14 protein-coding genes and 1 pseudogene are annotated in these 17,390 nt (G+C 73.0%); 8 read left to right on the plus strand and 7 right to left on the minus strand.

The genetic code is table 11. The features are described from left to right. Window positions 1–393: 393 nt before the first annotated feature. Both ACZ7LV_RS14550 and ACZ7LV_RS14555 read left to right on the plus strand, forming a co-directional pair. The gene (locus tag ACZ7LV_RS14550; protein WP_401678173.1) at window positions 394–1,299 is read left to right on the plus strand and encodes a S1 family peptidase; all 906 of its coding nucleotides are present in this window, start codon (window positions 394–396) and stop codon (window positions 1,297–1,299) included. A 437-nt stretch (window positions 1,300–1,736) separates the two neighbouring features. Beyond that, window positions 1,737–2,819 carry a S1 family peptidase gene (locus ACZ7LV_RS14555; RefSeq protein WP_471939308.1) on the plus strand — a complete coding sequence of 361 codons (1,083 nt, stop codon included), beginning with the start codon at window positions 1,737–1,739 and terminating at the stop codon, window positions 2,817–2,819. Window positions 2,820–3,005: 186 nt separating this feature from the next. On the opposite strand, the gene ACZ7LV_RS14560 is transcribed toward ACZ7LV_RS14555, so the two are convergent. Then, window positions 3,006–4,193, minus strand: coding sequence for an AAA family ATPase (locus ACZ7LV_RS14560; RefSeq protein WP_471939310.1), 1,188 nt, complete (start codon window positions 4,191–4,193; stop codon window positions 3,006–3,008). A 199-nt stretch (window positions 4,194–4,392) separates the two neighbouring features. Here ACZ7LV_RS14560 and ACZ7LV_RS14565 point away from each other — a divergent pair, with 199 nt between their 5' ends. From ACZ7LV_RS14565 to ACZ7LV_RS14575, 3 genes are all read left to right on the plus strand, one after another. After that, window positions 4,393–7,911, plus strand: coding sequence for a DNA polymerase III subunit alpha (locus ACZ7LV_RS14565; protein ID WP_471939312.1), 3,519 nt, complete (start codon window positions 4,393–4,395; stop codon window positions 7,909–7,911). Then, complete coding sequence (locus ACZ7LV_RS14570) at window positions 7,908–8,882, plus strand: DNA polymerase Y family protein (protein WP_471939314.1); 975 nt, start codon at window positions 7,908–7,910, stop codon at window positions 8,880–8,882. Before ACZ7LV_RS14565 ends, ACZ7LV_RS14570 begins: the two co-directional genes overlap by 4 nt. A 160-nt stretch (window positions 8,883–9,042) precedes the next feature. Beyond that, on the plus strand, window positions 9,043–9,915 hold the full coding sequence (locus ACZ7LV_RS14575; protein WP_471939316.1) for a lipase family alpha/beta hydrolase: 873 nt from the start codon (window positions 9,043–9,045) through the stop codon (window positions 9,913–9,915). Window positions 9,916–9,979: 64 nt separating this feature from the next. Here the strand turns inward: ACZ7LV_RS14575 and ACZ7LV_RS14580 are convergent, their stop codons facing one another. Beyond that, entirely contained in the window at window positions 9,980–11,041 is a 1,062-nt protein-coding gene (locus tag ACZ7LV_RS14580; protein WP_471939318.1) for a lytic polysaccharide monooxygenase auxiliary activity family 9 protein, read from the minus strand. Window positions 11,042–11,233: 192 nt separating this feature from the next. After that, entirely contained in the window at window positions 11,234–11,371 is a 138-nt protein-coding gene (locus tag ACZ7LV_RS14585; RefSeq protein WP_471939320.1) for a hypothetical protein, read from the minus strand. Window positions 11,372–11,530: 159 nt separating this feature from the next. Between ACZ7LV_RS14585 and ACZ7LV_RS14590 the strand changes: the two are divergent. Further along, window positions 11,531–11,951, plus strand: a pseudogene (locus ACZ7LV_RS14590) (class I SAM-dependent methyltransferase); the annotation flags it as partial. 3 nt (window positions 11,952–11,954) lie between these two features. Here the strand turns inward: ACZ7LV_RS14590 and ACZ7LV_RS14595 are convergent. After that, complete coding sequence (locus ACZ7LV_RS14595; RefSeq protein WP_471939322.1) at window positions 11,955–12,470, minus strand: ribonuclease FAU-1 family protein; 516 nt, start codon at window positions 12,468–12,470, stop codon at window positions 11,955–11,957. Next, the gene (locus ACZ7LV_RS14600) at window positions 12,439–13,377 is read right to left on the minus strand and encodes a GNAT family N-acetyltransferase (protein WP_471939324.1); all 939 of its coding nucleotides are present in this window, start codon (window positions 13,375–13,377) and stop codon (window positions 12,439–12,441) included. The genes ACZ7LV_RS14595 and ACZ7LV_RS14600 overlap by 32 nt, the downstream gene beginning before the upstream one ends. A gap of 71 nt (window positions 13,378–13,448) precedes the next feature. Between ACZ7LV_RS14600 and ACZ7LV_RS14605 the strand changes: the two genes are divergently transcribed. Continuing rightward, the gene (locus tag ACZ7LV_RS14605; protein WP_471939326.1) at window positions 13,449–13,838 is read left to right on the plus strand and encodes a GntR family transcriptional regulator; all 390 of its coding nucleotides are present in this window, start codon (window positions 13,449–13,451) and stop codon (window positions 13,836–13,838) included. A 55-nt stretch (window positions 13,839–13,893) separates the two neighbouring features. On the opposite strand, the gene ACZ7LV_RS14610 is transcribed toward ACZ7LV_RS14605, so the two are convergent. Beyond that, window positions 13,894–14,667 (minus strand): DUF72 domain-containing protein, encoded by a 774-nt coding sequence (locus ACZ7LV_RS14610; RefSeq protein WP_471939327.1) that lies wholly within the window; start codon window positions 14,665–14,667, stop codon window positions 13,894–13,896. A gap of 44 nt (window positions 14,668–14,711) precedes the next feature. Beyond that, window positions 14,712–15,806: a DUF5925 domain-containing protein gene (locus tag ACZ7LV_RS14615; RefSeq protein ID WP_471939329.1), complete on the minus strand. Its 1,095-nt coding sequence runs from the start codon at window positions 15,804–15,806 to the stop codon at window positions 14,712–14,714. 168 nt (window positions 15,807–15,974) lie between these two features. Between ACZ7LV_RS14615 and ACZ7LV_RS14620 the strand changes: the two genes are divergently transcribed. After that, on the plus strand, window positions 15,975–17,387 hold the full coding sequence (locus tag ACZ7LV_RS14620; RefSeq protein ID WP_471939331.1) for a GH39 family glycosyl hydrolase: 1,413 nt from the start codon (window positions 15,975–15,977) through the stop codon (window positions 17,385–17,387). Window positions 17,388–17,390: the final 3 nt, after the last annotated feature.

The raw sequence follows: 17,390 nt of genomic DNA on the forward strand, positions 1-17,390 counted from the left end.
ACTTCGCACCGGCGTCCGGCACCCGGAGCCGGTTCCTCCCGCACCGGGGCCGCGCCGTACGATCCGCGCTGTTCGGTGCGGGGGAGCCGCCCCCGGCCGGCGGCACTCGCGCCGCGCACGCGGAGAACGCCGACGGGCGCAGGCGGGACCACGGGCCCGGGCGCCGGCGGCGGAAAGCGCTTCGACGGGGCAGGCGGACCGCTCTGATCCATCGTTCAAATGTTGACGGCCGAAAGGTGCCCTTGCGCCCGTCGGTCGACCGGCCGAATACTCCCCCTCAGCGCTTGTCAGGGGCACGACGGGTTCGGAATCCGGACACCGATGCCGCTGGCTGCGCCTCACCGGGCCCCGACCCCACGCGGGCCCCCTACTTCCCCTGTGGAGGAACGAAAAGTGAGGATCAAGCGCACCACCCCCCGCAGTTCGGTCGCGAGACGGACCCGGCTGATCGCCGTTTCCGCCGGCCTCGTGGCCGCCGCCGCGTTCACGGTCCCCAGCGCGAACGCGTCGGACACTCCCACCACCTTCAGCGCCGCCGAGCTCAAGGGCGTCAGCGGCTCCGTGCTGGAGGCCGACGTCCCGGGCACCGCCTGGGCCGTCGACAGCAAGACCAACCGGGTCGTCGTCACCGTCGACAGCACGGTGTCGCAGGCCGAGATAGCCGAGATCAAGCGGCAGGCCGGCGGCGACGCGGACGCGCTGACCATCAAGCGCACCCCGGGCACGTTCAGCAAGCTCATCCAGGGCGGCGACGCCATCTATGCGAGTAGCTGGCGCTGCTCCCTCGGCTTCAACGTCCGTGCCAGCAACGGCACCGAGTACTTCCTGACCGCCGGTCACTGCACCGACGGCGCGGGCACCTGGTACTCCAACTCCGGCCGCACCACGGTCATCGGCTCGACCGCCGGCTCCAGCTTCCCCGGCAACGACTACGGCATCGTGCGCTACTCCGGTTCCGTGGCCCGGCCCGGCACCGCCAACGGCGTCGACATCACCCGTGCCGCCACCCCGAGCGTGGGCACCACCGTCATCCGTGACGGTTCCACCACGGGTACGCACAGCGGCCGGGTCACCGCGCTCAACGCGACCGTGAACTACGGCGGCGGCGACATCGTCTCGGGCCTCATCCAGACCACGGTCTGCGCCGAGCCCGGCGACTCCGGCGGCGCGCTCTACGGCAGCAACGGCACCGCGTACGGTCTGACCTCCGGCGGCAGCGGCAACTGCTCCTCCGGCGGTACGACGTTCTTCCAGCCCGTCACCGAGGCGCTGAGCGCGTACGGCGTGAGCGTGTACTGAACGCCCCGCCGATGACGGTCGCGGGCGGCGGTGAGCCGTCCGTGGTCCGTCGCGCGATTCCCACCGCCCCGTGAGGGCACCGGTCCGGCCGGCCGTGAGTGAGCCCCCGTACGCGAGCGCGTACGGGGGCTCACGTCTGTCCGGGCTCCGACCGGATCCGGCCTGAGGGGCGATTTCAAGACAGGACTAGACCTCACGGACCGCATACAGGTTACTCGCACGTAGTGTTTGCACTGCGAAAAATCCTGTGCTGACCGTGAACAGTCAAGGTGAGGCAAGGGGTCGGGAGCGCACGGCAGTTGCCGTACGCGCGTCCTGAAGTCGACCTTGTGTGCTCCCTGTGGGGCTAGGAATAGTGGTCGCCCAGTCCACAGACCTTCTGATCCGGCGCGGCCCCCACAGCCTCGCCGGATCAACCCCCCACAGGAGGACGTGAGTTGAAGCACCGACGCATACCCAAGCGGCGGGCCGCCGTGGTAGGTGCGGGCATCGCCGCACTGGTTGCCGCGGGAGTGACCTTCCAGAGTGCGAACGCCAGCGAGACCCCGGCCACCCCGGAGGTCAAGACGCTGTCGGTCCTCGCGGCCGGAAAGCTCGCCTCGACGCTCGGCCAGGACCTCGGCACCGACGCCGCGGGCACGTACTACGACGCCGAGGCCAAGAGCCTCGTCGTGAACGTGCTCGACGAGGCCGCCGCCCAGCTGGTCGAGGAGGCCGGCGCCCAGGCGAGAATCGTCGAGAACTCCCTCGCCGAGCTGAAGAGCGCGCGGACCACGCTCCGGCAGGACGCGACCATCCCCGGCACCGCCTGGGTGACCGACCCGACCACCAACAAGGTCGTGGTCACCGCCGACCGCACCGTCTCCGCGGCGGAGTGGAAGAAGCTGAGCCAGGTCGTCGAGGGGCTCGGCGGCACGGCCGAACTCCAGCGGTCGAAGGGGGAGTACAAGCCCTTCATCGCCGGTGGTGACGCGATCACCGACGGCAGCGGGCGGTGCTCGCTCGGCTTCAACGTGGTCAAGGGCGGCGAGCCGCACTTCCTGACCGCCGGACACTGCACCGAGTCCATCACCACGTGGTCCGACTCGGCCGGCACCGTCCTCGGTGAGAACGCGGACTCCAGCTTCCCGGACAACGACTACGGTCTGGTGAAGTACACCGCCGAGGTCGACCACCCGAGCGAGGTCAACCTCTACAACGGTTCGACGCAGCAGATCTCCGGCGCGGCCGAGGCGACCGTCGGTATGCAGGTCACCCGCAGCGGTTCGACCACGCAGGTGCACTCCGGCGCGGTCACCGGCCTGGACGCCACCGTGAACTACGGCAACGGCGACATCGTCAACGGCCTCATCCAGACCGACGTCTGCGCCGAGCCCGGTGACAGCGGCGGCTCGCTCTTCTCGGGCGACAAGGCGGTCGGCCTCACCTCCGGCGGCAGCGGTGACTGCACCTCCGGCGGCGAGACGTTCTTCCAGCCGGTGACCGAGGCGCTGTCGGCGACCGGTACGCAGATCGGCTGATCCCGTCGCACGGGATGTGCTGATGCCCGTGCCTGTGTGAAGTCCCGTCCCGCGCGCGAGGGGCGGGACTTCCGCATGCGCGGGGGGCGTTCGTCCTGGGGGGTGCTCTGTTCGGGGCTCTGCGGGCCGTCGGGGGCTTGTCGCGCGGTTCCCCGCGCCCCTTGACGGCGTGTTGTCCCGCCCGTCTCATCGTTCGGGCCAGTGCCACTGCGGCTCGTCCAGCGGGCCCTCCCGGCCCGCCACCTCCGTCTGCCCGAACTCCTTGACCAGTTCGACGGAGTTGACGTCGAGACGGTGGCGCGCCGCGCCCTCGGCGAGCGCCTCGGCGAGCGGGCGGGCGTGGGTGACCACGACGATCTGGGTGTCCCGGGCGGCGGTGAGGATCAGGTCGGCGAGGTGGGGGACCAGGTCGGGGTGGAGGCTGGTCTCCGGCTCGTTGAGGACGAGCAGGGCCGGGGGACGCGGGGTGAGCAGGGCGGCCGCCCAGAGCAGATAGCGCAGAGTGCCGTCGGAGAGTTCGGCGGCGGTCAGGGGGCGCAGCAGCCCCTGCTGGCGCAGGGCGACCTCGAAACGCCCGCCGTGGCCCGCGATCGTGACGCTGCTGCCCGGGAAGGCCGCGTCCACCGCCGCGTCCAGCGCGTCGGCGTCGCCGGTCTCCCGGATCGTCTGGAGCGCGGCCGCCAGGTCCGAGCCGTCGCCGCTGAGCACCGGCGTGCGGGTGCCGATGCGGGCGGCGCGGGCGGGTGCGTGGGCGTCGGTGCGGACATGGTCGTAGAACCGCCAGGACCGGATGAACTCCCGCACCGCCAGCACGTCCGGCGCGTGCTGGGGGTCGGCCAGCTCGCCGAGCATGCTGTCGTACGGCCGGAGGGCGCCGTGCGCCCGGGACCACGTGCCGCTCGCGCCGCGCAGCCTGACGGCCGCGTTCGTTCGGTCCGAGAGCACGGCGGCGGGGCGCAGCACCGGCCCGCTCCAGATGCACTCACGCTTGATCTCGGGGTCGAGGTCGAACAGGGAGGGGCCGCCCGCGGGGCTCGGGTGCCCGAAGTCCACCGCGTAGCCGAACTCGTCGCCCGCGAAGCCCAGCCGCAGGCTGACCGGGCCCGAGCGGACCGTGCCCTGCACCGGGTGGTGGCCCTCGCGGACCGCGCGGCTGATCCTCTCCGGGCCGGCCCACAGCACCGAGGGCAGGCCGCCCTCCTGGGCCAGCGCCGCGATCGCGCCGCCGCGCGCGGACTCGGCGAGCAGGCGCAGCGACCGGTACAGGCTGGACTTGCCCGTGCCGTTCGCACCCGTGATCACGTTCAGCCTGTCCAGGGGCACGATCAGGCGGCGCAGGGAGCGGTAGTTCTCGACGGCCAGGGTGCGGATCATGCGTCCAGGCTGGCAGACGGGTCTGACAACGCCCTTCCCCGTCATGTCCCCGCTGTCCGGCGGAAGCGCGTTTCCGCAGGTGAAACCCGCTCGAACGGATGTCGCACAGATGTTCGGGAAATTGGTCTATGGTGGGGGTGGGAGAGTTGGGAACTGATGTTCGAGAGCCGGGTCGGGTTCGCGAGTGCGGGAGGTGCGTGTGCCGGGTTTCACGCATCTGCACGCCGTCTCCGGGTTCTCCCTGCGGTACGGCGCCTCGCACCCGGAGCGGCTGGCGGAGCGCGCCTCCGAGCGGGGCATGGACGCCCTCGCGCTCACCGACCGCGACACGCTCGCCGGCTCCGTCCGCTTCGCCAAGGCCTGCGCGAAGGCGGGCGTCCGTCCACTGTTCGGGGTGGAGCTGGCGGTGGCGGAGCCCGAGCCCGCGCGCGTGCGGCAGGACCGGCGGCGTCGCGCCCCCGTGCGGGGTGGTGCCTTCATCGACGAGTCGACACCGCGGGTCACCTTCCTCGCCCGGGACGGCGCCCGCGGCTGGGCCGACCTGTGCAGAATCGTCACTGCGGCGCATCAGGGCGAGGGCGCGCCCCTGCTGCCCTGGGCCGCCAACCACGCCGACGGCCTCACCGTCCTGCTGGGCCCCGCCTCCGACGTCGGCCGCGCGCTCGCCGCGGGCCGTCCGGACCGCGCCGCGAGGCTTCTCGTGCCCTGGCGGGAGATCTACGGCGACGCCCTGCGTCTGGAGGCCGTCTGGCACGGCCGCAAGGGCACCGGACCGGGCTCCCTGCGCCTGGCCGCCCGTACCGTCGGCTTCGCCGCCGAGCAGCGCGTCCGGCCCGTGCTCAGCAACGCCGTCCGGTACGCCGATCCCGGTATGGGCCCGGTCGCCGACGTCCTGGACGCCGCCCGCCGCCTGGTGCCGATCGACCCCGCCAAGGAGCTGGACTCCGGCGAGGCCTGGCTGAAGGACGCCGGTGCCATGCTCGGGGTGGCGGAGCGGGTCGTGGAGGCCGCCGGTTTCCGGCGGGACACCGCGCACCGGTTGCTGGAGCAGACGCGGGCCACCGCCGCCGAGTGCCTGGTCGACCCCGAGGACGACCTCGGCGTCGGCACCGTCCACTTCCCCGAGCCGCACCTGGTCGGCGCGGGCCGCCGCAGCGCCCAGCGCGTGCTCGCCTCCCGGGCGGCGGCGGGGATGGTGCGGCACGGCTACGCCGGCCGGCGCCACTACTGGGAGCGGATGCACGACGAGCTGGACATCATCGCCCACCACGGCTTCGCCTCCTACTTCCTGACCGTCGCCCAGGTCGTCGACGACGTGAAGGACATGGGCATCCGGGTCGCCGCGCGCGGTTCCGGCGCGGGCTCCCTCGTCAACCATCTGCTCGGCATCGCCCACGCCGACCCGGTCGAGCACGGGCTGCTGATGGAGCGCTTCCTGTCCGAGCGCCGCCTGGTGCTGCCCGACATCGACATCGACGTGGAGTCCGCCCGCCGGATCGAGGTCTACCGGGCGATCATCGAACGGTTCGGCGCCGAGCGGGTCGCGACGGTCGCGATGCCGGAGACGTACCGCGTCCGCCACGCCGTCCGGGACGTGGGCGCGGCCCTGTCCATGGACCCCGCCGACATCGACCGCATCGCCAAGTCCTTCCCGCACATCCGCGCGCGGGACGCCCGTGCCGCCCTCGACGAGCTGCCCGAGCTCAAGCGGCTGGCCGGTGAGAAGGAGCGTCACGGGAGGCTGTGGGAACTGGTCGAGGCCCTCGACGCCCTCCCGCGCGGGGTCGCGATGCACCCGTGCGGGGTGCTCCTGTCCGACGCCTCCCTGCTCTCCCGTACGCCGGTCATGCCGACCAGCGGCGAGGGGCTGCCCATGTCCCAGTTCGACAAGGACGACGTCGAGGACCTCGGGCTGCTCAAGCTGGACGTGCTCGGGGTGCGGATGCAGTCGGCGATGGCCCACGCGGTCGCCGAGGTACGGCGGGCGACGGGGGAGCGGATCGACCTCGACGCGGTCCGCGACGGCGATCCGGCGACGTACGGACTGATCCGCACCGCCGAGACGCTGGGCTGCTTCCAGATCGAGTCGCCGGGACAGCGGGACCTGGTCGGCCGGCTGCAGCCGGCCACCTTCCACGATCTGGTCGTCGACATCTCGCTCTTCCGGCCCGGGCCGGTCGCCGCCGACATGGTGCGGCCGTTCATCGAGGCGCGGCACGGGCGGGCGCCGGTCCGCTATCCGCACCCCGATCTGGAGGGGCCGCTGAAGGAGACGTACGGGGTCGTCGTCTTCCACGAGCAGATCATCCACATCGTCGACATCATGACCGGCTGCGGGCGCGACGAGGCGGACCGGGTGCGGCGCGGGCTGTCGGACCCGGAGTCGCAGGGGCGGATCAAGGTGTGGTTCGCCCAGCACGCGACGGCGCGCGGATACGACCCGGAGACGATCGGGCGGACCTGGGAGATCGTCGAGGCGTTCGGCTCGTACGGCTTCTGCAAGGCGCACGCGGTCGCCTTCGCCGTGCCGACGTACCAGTCGGCCTGGCTGAAGGCGCATCACCCCGCCGCCTTCTACGCGGGGCTGCTCACGCACGACCCCGGGATGTATCCGAAGCGGCTGCTGCTGGCGGACGCGCGGCGACGGGGGGTGCCGATCCTGCCGTTGGACGTGAACAGGTCCGGCGTCGCCCACCGGATCGAACTGGTGTCTGAATCAAAGGTGTGGGGACTCCGGTTGGCCCTCTCCGACGTGCACGGCATCAGCGAGGCCGAGGCGGCGCGGGTCGCGGACGGGCAGCCGTACGCCTCACTGGTGGACTTCTGGGAGCGGGCGCGGCCCAGCAGGCCGTTGGCGCAGCGGCTGGCCCAGGTCGGGGCGTTGGACTCGTTCGGCGCCAACCGCCGCGACCTGCAACTGCATCTGACCGAGCTGCACCGGTCCGCCCGGAGCCGGGGCGGGGCCCAGCTCCCGCTGTCCGGCGGACGGCGGACCGCGCCGGCCGGGCTGCCCGACCTGTCCGCGGCGGAGCGGCTCAGCGCCGAACTGGGGGTGCTGTCCATGGACGCCTCGCGCAACCTGATGGACGACCACCGGGAGTTCCTCGACGAGCTCGGCGTGGTGTCGGCGCGGCGGCTGCGCGACGCCCGGCACGGCGAGACGGTGCTGGTCGCCGGTGCCAAGGCGGCCACCCAGACGCCGCCGATCCGGTCCGGCAAGCGGGTCGTCTTCACCACGCTGGACGACGGTACGGGCCTGGTCGACCTCGCCTTCTTCGACGACTCGCACGACGCCTGCGCGTACACCGTCTTCCACTCCTGGCTGCTGCTGGTGCGCGGAGTGGTGCAGCGGCGCGGCCCGCGCAGCGTCAGCGTGGTGGGGGCCGCCGCCTGGAACCTCGCCGAACTCCAGGAGGTGCGCCGGGAGGAAGGGCTGGAGGGCGTCGCGGCCCGGCTCGCGGACACGCGCGGCACCGGCCCCGCGTCCGGCGACGGCGACGGTGACGAAGGCGCAGGCGCAGGCCGGGACGGCGAGGGCCGGCGGGCGGCCGGGACGGCGGGGGAGGGGGAGACGGAGGGCCGGGGGAACGCGGGGGACCGGAAGATCCGGATGTCCACGGGGTACGAGATGCACCCCTGGGCCGATCTGCGCCCCGCGGGCGAAGGGCCCGCGGTGGGAAGGAAGTTGTGGCACCAGAGCCCGGGGAGTGCGGGATGACCATCCTCTGCGTACGTTTCCAGCTGCCGCCGGAGTACGAGGCGGCCCTGCCCCGGCTGCTGGGGCTGCTGGAGGAGTTCACGCCGGTCGTCGAGGCGTTGCCGCCGGACGGGGCGCTCGCCGACCTGCGGGGCGCCGAGCGGTACTTCGGACGCGGCGCCGTGGAGCTCGCGGCGGTGATCCGGGTGCGGGCGCTCGCCCACCACGGGGTCGACTGCGCGATCGGCGCCGGGCCGGGGCCGATGCTCGCCCGCGTGGCGCTGCGGTACGCCCGTCCCGGGGTGACCTGCGTGGCGCCCGAGGAGCCGGACGCCGTGACGGAGTTCCTCGCCGACAAGCCCGTCGCCGTGCTGCCCGGGGTCGGCACCGCGACCGCCCGCACGCTGTGCGAGTACGGCCTCGACACCCACGGCCGGGTGGCCGGCGCGCCGCTGCCCACGCTCCAGCGGCTGATCGGCGCGAAGGCGGGCCGGGAACTGCACGAGAAGGCGAACGGCCTCGATCGCGGGCGGGTGGTCCCGAACGCCGTGTCGCGGTCGCTGGCCGCCGAGCGCCTCTTCCCGCGCGACGAACTGGATCCCGGGCGGCACCGCCGTGCGCTGCTGTCGGCGACCGAGGAACTCGGCACCCGGCTGCGCGCCGTGGAGAAGGTGTGCCGCGCCCTGACCCTCACCGTCCGCTACGCGGACCGGTCCTCGACCACCCGCACCCGTACCCTCCAGGAACCCACCGCGCACTCGCCCGCGCTGGCACGCGCGGCGTACGGGATGTACGAGGCGCTCGGCCTCCAGCGGGCCCGGGTCCGTGCGATCGCCCTGCGCGCGGAGGGGCTCACGTCCGTCGAACTCTCCTCCCACCAGCTGACCTTCGACCCCGTGGACGAGAAGGTCCGCAGGATCGAGGAGGCGGCGGACCGCGCGCGGGCGAAGTTCGGGCCACGGGCGGTGATCCCGGGGTCGTTGGCGGCATGACCCCCTGCCGGCGAGCGGTTATCACTGGAAGTTTTTACTGACGCGTAACTTCCCCCTTGTACTACTCGCCCGTAACTTGACGAGTGAACAGCATCCTCGTGATCCGGGTCACAGGGCGTAAGGCCATCGCAACTCCCTTGAGCCGCAAGGAGATCACTCGATGCTGCCCTGGAAACGCGTGCTCAGACCCGTGGTCGCACTGCTGCTGACCGCCGTCGCCGCCACCCTTCCCGCCGCCACCGCGCAAGCCGCCACCACCGGCCAGGCCGCCACCAGCAGTGGCTGGAACGACTACTCCTGCAAGCCCTCCACCGCCCACCCCCGCCCCGTCGTCCTGGTCCACGGCACGTTCGGCAACTCGGTCGACAACTGGCTCGGACTCGCCCCGTACCTGACCGCGCGCGGCTACTGCGTCTTCTCCCTCGACTACGGCCAGTTGCCCGGCGTCCCCTTCTTCCACGGCCTCGGCCCCATCGACAGGTCGGCCGGACAGCTCGACGTGTTCGTCGACAAGGTGCGCGCCGCGACCGGCGCCGCGAAGGTCGACCTCGTCGGCCACTCCCAGGGCGGCATGATGCCCCGCCACTACCTCAAGTTCCTCGGCGGAGCGGCCGAGGTGAACGCCCTCGTCGGCATCGCCCCCGACAACCACGGCACCACCCTGTCCGGCCTCACCCAGCTGCTGCCGTACTTCCCCGGCGCCGAGGACCTGCTGTCCACCGCCACCCCGGCGCTCGCCGACCAGATCGCCGGCTCCGCCTTCCTCACCCGGCTCAACGCGGGCGGCGACACCGTGCCCGGCGTGCGCTACACGGTCATCGCCACCAGATACGACCAGGTGGTCACGCCGTACCGCAGTCAGTTCCTGAACGGGCCGGACGTGCGCAACGTCCTGCTCCAGGACCTGTGCCCGGTCGACCTCTCCGAGCACCTGGCGATCGGGCTGTTCGACCGGATCGCCTTCCACGAGGTGGCCAACGCCCTCGATCCGGCGCGGGCCAGGCCGACCACCTGCGCGTCGGTGTTCAGCTGACGCCCGCACCACGACGCCGGGGCCTGACCGGCCTGAGCCGCCGGTCGGGCCCCGGAGTACCTCGTCAGCGGCTGTGCCGGCCGCCGCTCACCGCTCGCCGGCGGACCGAGGCGAACAGGGCCGCCGAGCCCAGCGCGAGCGCGGCCGCGCCGCCGACGGCGATGTACGTGGTGCCGCTGTCACCGCCCGTCTCGGCGAGGTTCTCGGTGGCTCCGGCGGCCGCGGCCTTCGGCTGGTTGGCCGTGGGGGCGTCCGGGGTGGCGTCCTGTGCGGCCGGCTCGGCGGACGTGCGGGGGTCGTCGTCGCCGTGGCCGTGGTTCTCGACGGTGGAGTGCTCGGCACCGGCCTCGATCTGCTCGTCGCTGGGGGCGGAGGCGGCGGGCGCGGGTACGGCGGCGCCGCCCTCCCCGCCGTCGCCGCCCGCGCCGTCGTCACCGGCGTCGGCACCGGTGCCGGTGCCGGCGTCGGTCCCGATGTCGCCCGCGCTGCCGCCGCCGAAGGTGACGTCCGAGCAGGAGTAGAAGGCCTCCGGGCTGTCCGAGCGCTGCCAGACCGCGTACAGGACGTGCTTGCCGGAGCGCTCCGGGAGGGTGCCGGAGAAGGTGTAGAAACCGCCGGACGCGGCCGGGTCGGTGGCCGTCGCCACCGGCTTCGCCAGATCCAGGTCGTCCCAGGCGAGCGCCTTCGCGGAGTCGAAGCCGGGCTTGGTGACATAGACCTTGAAGGTGCCCTTGTGCGGGGCGGTCACGCGGTACTTGAACGTGTACGAACCGCTGCGGACGGACGTCGCCGGCCAGTCGGCGCGGGCCAGGTCGAGGCCCTTGAACGCCTCGTTGTTCGCGCTGCACAGCTTGCCGTCCGGGATGAGCGCCTCGTGCTGTCCGGCCGCGTTGCCGATGCGGATGCCGTTCCAGTCGTACAGCGCCTGGGTGCCGCCCGCCGCGACCGCCGCCTTGCACGCGTCGGACCTCGGGCTCTCCGGGCCCTCCGCGTAGCACTGGGAGACCCGGCTGACCGGGTCGCCCATCGAGCCGTGCGCGGACGCGGGCGCGGTGGACAGCGCGGTCAGGGCGAGCGGGGCGAGGCCGACGGCGGCGACGGTGGCGGCCTTGCGGCGTGCGGGCATGGGGGAACTCCTCGTAGCGGTCACGTGGGCGGATCCCGGGATCGGATGGACGTAGGGGGATCCCGTGGGGGGCGCTTCGAAGCTAGCCCGTGGTGAGCGCGAAATCGCCTGCTGAGGGCGTTGGGAGGAGATCCTTATGGTCCCTTTAAGGGACCGCTCAGACTGCGCTGAGGTAGGAGTGCCAGGTCCGGATCAGTCGGCCGGCCACCAGGTGCGCGCGATGTCCTTGCGCACCTCGGGCCGGCGTTCGTAAGTGGGCTCGTCGGTCTCCTCGCGGAGTCTTCGGGAGTCCGTCTTCCGCGGGGGCTTGTGCACTGTGATGCGGCGCATGGCTGCCTCCTTCAGTGCCTACCGTGTTCCGTGTTCTCACGGAGGTAGACCCTTTCGGGGAGAGTTCCTCATCGCGGGCGATATGTCTGTGGTCGCCGTCACCATTCGGCTGTCAGTGGCGCCTGTCACCCTGAGGGGCATGACGGAGCAGACAGCGGCTGGGCGCGGCGGCTGCGCTCCTGGTTGCCCGGCGCCCCAGCGAGGTCCTCGACCTCGGCTGCGGCACCGGCAGCATGTCGCTCCTCGTGGCCGGGCAGGGACACCGCGTCACCGGCGTCGACCTCTCCCCGGCCATGGTGGACCTGGCCCGCGCGAAGCTCGCCGGCCGTGACGCCGTGTTCCCCGTCGGTGACGCGGCGGCGCCGGTGGACGGGCGGCGGTTCGACGTCGTGCTCGTACGCCATGTGCTGTGGACGCTGCCGGATCAGGGCGGGGCGAGCTGTCGCACTGACGGGACCGGCTGCGGGAGCTGCTCGCGTCGGTGGCGGGGGCGGTGCGGGTGGAGCGGCTGTCGCAGGACACGGCGCTGTGGGGGAGGGCCGTGGACGACGAGCGGTACGCGGTGCTCGCCCTGACGTGACCTTCAGTCGCCGAGCAGGGCCTCGAAGCCGTCGCCGCGCGCCAGCGCCTCCAGCGCGTCCAGCGCCGCCACGGCCGCGGCGACCGCCGCAGGGTCCGACTCGGACAGGCCGCTGTCGGCGAACTCGTCCTCGTCCAGCCGGCGCACGTCCGTGCCGTCGGCCGAGCGCCACAGGTCCAGGTCGAGGTCCTCGACGACCAGCTCGGTGCCGGAGAACGTCGCCGGGCGGGCGATGTCGCAGTACCAGCCCTTGAGCACGCCGGCCGGGTCGCGGACCTCCATCACCGCGTACCAGCGGTCCCGCCAGTAGTACTCGGTGAAGACGTCACCGGGCTCGAAGCGCACGAAGCCGAAGTCGCGCACGGCGGCGCCCGCGAAGGGGGCGCGGACCACGATCCGGGTGCCGTCGTCCCGGAGCAGCTCGGCCGGGTAGCGGATCTTCGTCCGGCCGGCCTTGCGCAGGACGACCTCGACGGCAGAGCTCGGCTCAGCCTTCGGTCCGGCCGAGTTGACGGGCATGGCGCACCTCCGTCGCGCAGATGTCGTATCCGAACCATTTGTTGATCGCGAGCATCGGGCCGTTGCCGGTGTCGTTGCCCGTGAACGCCTCCGTGCACCCGGCCGCGCGGGCCCGGTGCAGGGAGGCGTTCTTGGCGAGCTTGGCCAGTCCCCGGCCGCGGAAGGCGCGGGCGGTTCCGGTCATCGCGGAGCTGTAGCGGGTGCCGTCCGTGTAGGCGACGCTGAAGGCGGCGGGGCGGCCGTCCACGACCACGACCGAGGTCAGGGAGCGGTCGAGGAGCGGGTGCTCCCAGGTCCCCCGGAGCCACGCCTCGTAGTCGGTGAACTCGGTGTCGATGTCGCTGGGTTCGTCGGACGTCGTCTCCGCGTCCAGCGCGAACAACGGACGCGGGTCGTCGGCGTAGTCGGCCGCCGTGTGCAGGGCGACGCCCGGCGGCGGGTCCTGGAGCGGCGGCAGGGTGCCGTGGGCCAGGTCCAGGCGGAGGAAGTGCGCGGAGCGGCTCGCGTGGTAGCCGTGGCGTTCGGCGAAGGCGCGGTGGGCGGGCGCGTCCAGGACCCAGGAGAAAAGCCTGGTCGCCCCGTGGGCGGCCAGATGCTCCTCGGCCGTCCGGACCAGCAACGAGCCGGCGCCGCTTCGGGTCCGCTCGGGGTGCACGTAGACGTTGAGCGAGCCCTGGCCCGGCTCCGGGCTGTCGTACGCCATGTGGACCTGCGCGGTGCCGATGACCTCCCCGTCCAGCTCAGCGACGAGGGAACGGAAGTGGGCGTCGGGATGGGTCCGGGTGAGGTGGTGGACGACGGACTCCGGCGTGACCAGGATGAACGGCAGGGCCAGCCGGCGGACCCGGGCGAAGCCCTCGAGGTCGGCCGGCTCCTCGGGGCGGAGGTCGCGCACGATCACTGTCATGGGGGCGCACGCTACGCGGGGGAACGCGACGGATGCCTCTCATTTTCCCGCGGGTACGGGAGAATCGGGCCGTGACCTTGAAGATCCACATTGACGAGGGCGCCGCGGCGGCCCCGTACGAGCAGGTGCGGGCGCAGATCTCGGCGCAGGCCCGGTCCGGGGAGCTCCCGGTGGGGTACCGGCTGCCCACGGTGCGCGGGCTGGCCGAGACGCTGGGGCTGGCCGCGAACACCGTGGCGAAGGCGTACCGGGCGCTGGAGACGGACGGCGTGATCGAGACCCGCGGGCGCAACGGGACGTTCGTCGCCGCCGCGGGAGGGGCGGCACAGCGGGAGGCGGCGGGGGCCGCGCAGGCCTACGCCGAGCGGGCGCGCAGGCTGGGGCTCGGCGAGGCGGACGCGCTGGACGCCGTACGGGACGCGCTGCGGGCCGCGTACGGCGAGCGGGAGGCGACACCCTGACCGGCCATCCGTGCTCCGGACACCCGACCGCCTTCCCCCGGAGGGCTCGGGCGGCTCACCGTCGGGTCGCCGGTATGCCGGGTGTGCGGGTCGGCGTGCGTCCCGCGCGCCTCGCCAGCTCGGCGAAGGTCACGGCGTCCTCCACCGCCGCGCCGCCCGGGTCGTTGTTGAAGTACACGTACACGTCGCGGTCGTCGGGGAACGCGGACGTGACGCGGTGGAGCCAGGTCCGCAGGGACTGCCGGCCGTAGTGGGGCCAGGGCCGGGCGCGGCCCTGGTGGAAGCGGACGTAGCCCCAGTCGGCGGTCCGCCACAGCGGCGTCACGGGACGGGAGCGGACGTCGGCCCAGCACAGGGCCGCCCCGCGCGAGCGCAGGACCTCCTCCACCTCCGGCGTCCACCAGGAGTCGTGCCGTGGTTCGACCGCGATCCGGGTGCCGGAGGGGAAGCAGGCCAGGCAGGCGTCCAGCAGCCCGGGATCCGCGCGCAGCGTAGGCGGGAGCTGCACGAGCACCGGGCCGAGCCGCCCGGCGAGCCCGGACGCGTGGGTCATCAGGCGCCGCACGGGCTCCTCGGGGTCCTTCAGGCGCTTGATGTGTGTCAGATAGCGGCTGGCCTTGACCGCGACCACGAAGTCCGACGGCACCCGGTCCCGCCACGCCTCGAAGTTCTCCCGGGTCGGCAGCCGGTAGAACGCGTTGTTGATCTCGACCGTGGCGAAGCCGGCGGCGTACTCCTCCAGCCACAGCCGCATCGGGCACCCGCCCGGATACAGCAGCCCTCGCCAGTCCTTGTACTGCCAGCCCGACGTGCCGACGAACAGGGTCATACGACCATCAAAGCACCGGTCCGGACCGGGCGGCCCGACAGGCCCTAGAGGTACAGGCCCGCCTCCGACCCGCCCCGCGGCTCCGGCAGCGCCGTCGGGGAGGTGCCCCGGCGCAGCGCGTACAGCTCGGCCAGCGTCGCCCCCTCCCGGCCGACTCCCTCCTCGGTGCCGAGCCAGGTGACCGCCTCACGCCGGGTCAGCGGCCCCACCTCGATGCGGGCCAGGCAGCGGCCGGGGCGCACGACGGCCGGGTGGAGGCGTTCGAGGTCCTCGTTGGTGGTGACGCCCACCAGGACGTTGCGGCCCTGGCCCAGCAGCCCGTCCGTCAGGTTCAGCAGCCGCGACAGTGCCTGTCCCGCCGTGTGCTTGGCCTCGCCGCGGATCAGTTCGTCGCAGTCCTCCAGCAGCAGCAGCCGCCAGCGGGCCTTGCCGGCCGCGTCCTCCTCGCCGATCGCGATGTCCATGAGGTAGCCGACGTCGCTGAACAGCCGTTCCGGGTCCAGGACGCAGTCCACCTGGCACCAGTCCCGCCACGAACGCGCCAGCGTGCGCAGCGCCGACGTCTTGCCCGTGCCCGGCGGGCCGTGCAGCAGCAGCAGCCGGCCCGCGATGTCCTCGGGCGTGGTCTTCATCAGCTGGTCCATGGCCTGCGCGACCGGCTCGGTGTAGTTGGGGCGCACCTCGTCCCAGGTGCCCGCGGAGATCTGCCGCGTCGTACGGTGCGGACCGCGCCGGGGGGAGACGTACCAGAAGCCCATCGTGACGTTCTCCGGCTGCGGCTCGGGCTCGTCCGCCGCCCCGTCCGTCGCCTGGTCGAGAACCTTCTTGGCCAGGTCGGCGCTGGTCGCGGTCACCGTGACGTCCGCGCCCCGGTTCCAGCGGGAGACCAGCAGCGTCCAGCCGTCGCCCTCCGCGAGCGTGGCGCTGCGGTCCTCGTCGCGGGCCACGCGCAGCACCCGCGCGCCCGACGGCAGCAGCGTCGCCCCGGAGCGGACACGATCGATGTTGGCCGCGTGCGAGTACGGCTGCTCGCCCGTCGCGAAGCGCCCGAGGAACAGCGCGTCGACGACGTCGGACGGCGAGTCGCTGTCGTCGACGTGGAGCCGGATCGGCAGAGCGTCGTGTGGGTTGGCAGACATGCCGCCATGATCGGGCACAAGGGCGCCCGGTGCACCCGCTTTCCGTGGTGCGCGCGGAGTGTCGGCCGCGCGCGCCGCGTTCCGCTGTGCCCCGGTACCTCCGCCTGCCGGGGTCGTACATGTGCGACATCTGCCCCAACCCCGGCCCCCGCGGCTACTGTTGCCCCGATGGGACGTCATGAGTGGCACACGGGGGCTCGGTGGTGGCGGCTCACCGCGCTGCTCGGCGTGTCGGCGGCCGTCGTGGCGCTGGTGGTGACCCTGCTCGGGACGTTCCCCGGCGACGGCGCGAGCACGGCCGGCACCTCACCCGACGGCGACAAGGTGCACGGCACACCCGTCGTCCCGCCCGGGCAGCCGCGCCCCGACGTCGGCTGGGGCTTCACCCACACCCAGTACAGCGCCGACGAGGGCGCCGCCGCGGCCGTGCGCAGGGTCGGCGACCGCCTGCGACGGTCGGGGCTGCCGCAGAACCAGCACATCATGGGCTGGGGCGCCGACAACCCCGAGCCGCTGAAGGGGCGTTACGACTTCGCGGCCCTCGACCGCCGTGTCGACCTGGCCCGCGCCTCCGGCGGCACCCCGGTCATCACGCTGTGCTGTGCCCCGGACTGGATGAAGGGCGGGGAGGCCGGCGCCGGTCGCACCGACTGGAGCCGGAAGGCCCTGGAGACGGCCCCGCGGCCCGAGCACTACGCCGACTTCGCCGCCCTGGCCGCGACCGTCGCCAGGCGTTATCCGGACGTACGCCACTTCATCGTCTGGAACGAGTTCAAGGGCTTCTGGAACGACGCCGAGCAGCGCTGGGACCAGGAGGGCTACACCGAGCTGTACAACCTGGTCCACAAGGCACTGAAGGACGTCGACGAGGACATCATGGTGGGCGGGCCCTACCTGGTGATGGACAGCGTCGACCCACGGCGGACGGAGATCGCCTCCACCACCGTCAGGGGCCCGTGGGGCGCCCTGGACCAGCGGGTCCTCGACGCCTTCACCTATTGGAACGCGCACAAGGCGGGCGCCGACTTCGTCGTCGTGGACGGCTCCAGCTACACCAAGGACGACGAACTGCTGCCGGACGAGTTCGCCGCCACGGAGAAGTTCACGGCCGTGGGACGGTGGGTGCGCCGCCAGACCGGCGGCGAGCTGCCGCTGTGGTGGGCCGAGTACTATGTCGAGCCCGCCGACGGGAACGACGACCGGCACGGCTGGTCCGAGCCCCACCGCCGTGCCGTCCAGGCCGCCGCCATGATCGCCATGGTCGGGGGCGGCGCGTCCTCCGGCTTCTACTGGAACCCGTTGGAGAAGACCGGCCCCGACTGCCCCGGCTGCCTGTGGTCGCCGACGGACACCGAGGACGGGGGCGTGGAGCTCCCCATGTACGACCTGGTCGCGCGCTTCGACGCCGCGTTCCCGCCCGGGACGGCGTACGAGCGCGTGGCCGCCCCGGCCGGCGTACGGGTCCTCGCCACCGCGCGGACACTGCTGGTCGTCAACACCCGCGACCGGGCGGGGGCGGCCGAGGTCGACGGCAGACGGCTGGATCTGCGGCCCTACGAGGTGAAGTGGGTCGCGCGTTAGCGG

This window comes from Streptomyces sp. NPDC107562, assembly GCF_055657325.1.

Bases quoted from the DNA above. Each gene is read 5' to 3' on its own strand.
- ACZ7LV_RS14560 (WP_471939310.1), bottom strand. From the start codon at position 4,193: ATGATCCGCACCCTGGCCGTCGAGAACTACCGCTCCCTGCGCCGCCTG.
- ACZ7LV_RS14570 (WP_471939314.1), top strand. From the start codon at position 7,908: ATGACCATCCTCTGCGTACGTTTCCAGCTGCCGCCGGAGTACGAGGCG.
- ACZ7LV_RS14575 (WP_471939316.1), top strand. From the start codon at position 9,043: ATGCTGCCCTGGAAACGCGTGCTCAGACCCGTGGTCGCACTGCTGCTG.
- ACZ7LV_RS14580 (WP_471939318.1), bottom strand. From the start codon at position 11,041: ATGCCCGCACGCCGCAAGGCCGCCACCGTCGCCGCCGTCGGCCTCGCC.
- ACZ7LV_RS14585 (WP_471939320.1), bottom strand. From the start codon at position 11,371: ATGCGCCGCATCACAGTGCACAAGCCCCCGCGGAAGACGGACTCCCGA.
- ACZ7LV_RS14595 (WP_471939322.1), bottom strand. From the start codon at position 12,470: ATGCCCGTCAACTCGGCCGGACCGAAGGCTGAGCCGAGCTCTGCCGTC.
- ACZ7LV_RS14600 (WP_471939324.1), bottom strand. From the start codon at position 13,377: ATGACAGTGATCGTGCGCGACCTCCGCCCCGAGGAGCCGGCCGACCTC.
- ACZ7LV_RS14610 (WP_471939327.1), bottom strand. From the start codon at position 14,667: ATGACCCTGTTCGTCGGCACGTCGGGCTGGCAGTACAAGGACTGGCGA.
- ACZ7LV_RS14615 (WP_471939329.1), bottom strand. From the start codon at position 15,806: ATGTCTGCCAACCCACACGACGCTCTGCCGATCCGGCTCCACGTCGAC.
- ACZ7LV_RS14620 (WP_471939331.1), top strand. From the start codon at position 15,975: ATGGGACGTCATGAGTGGCACACGGGGGCTCGGTGGTGGCGGCTCACC.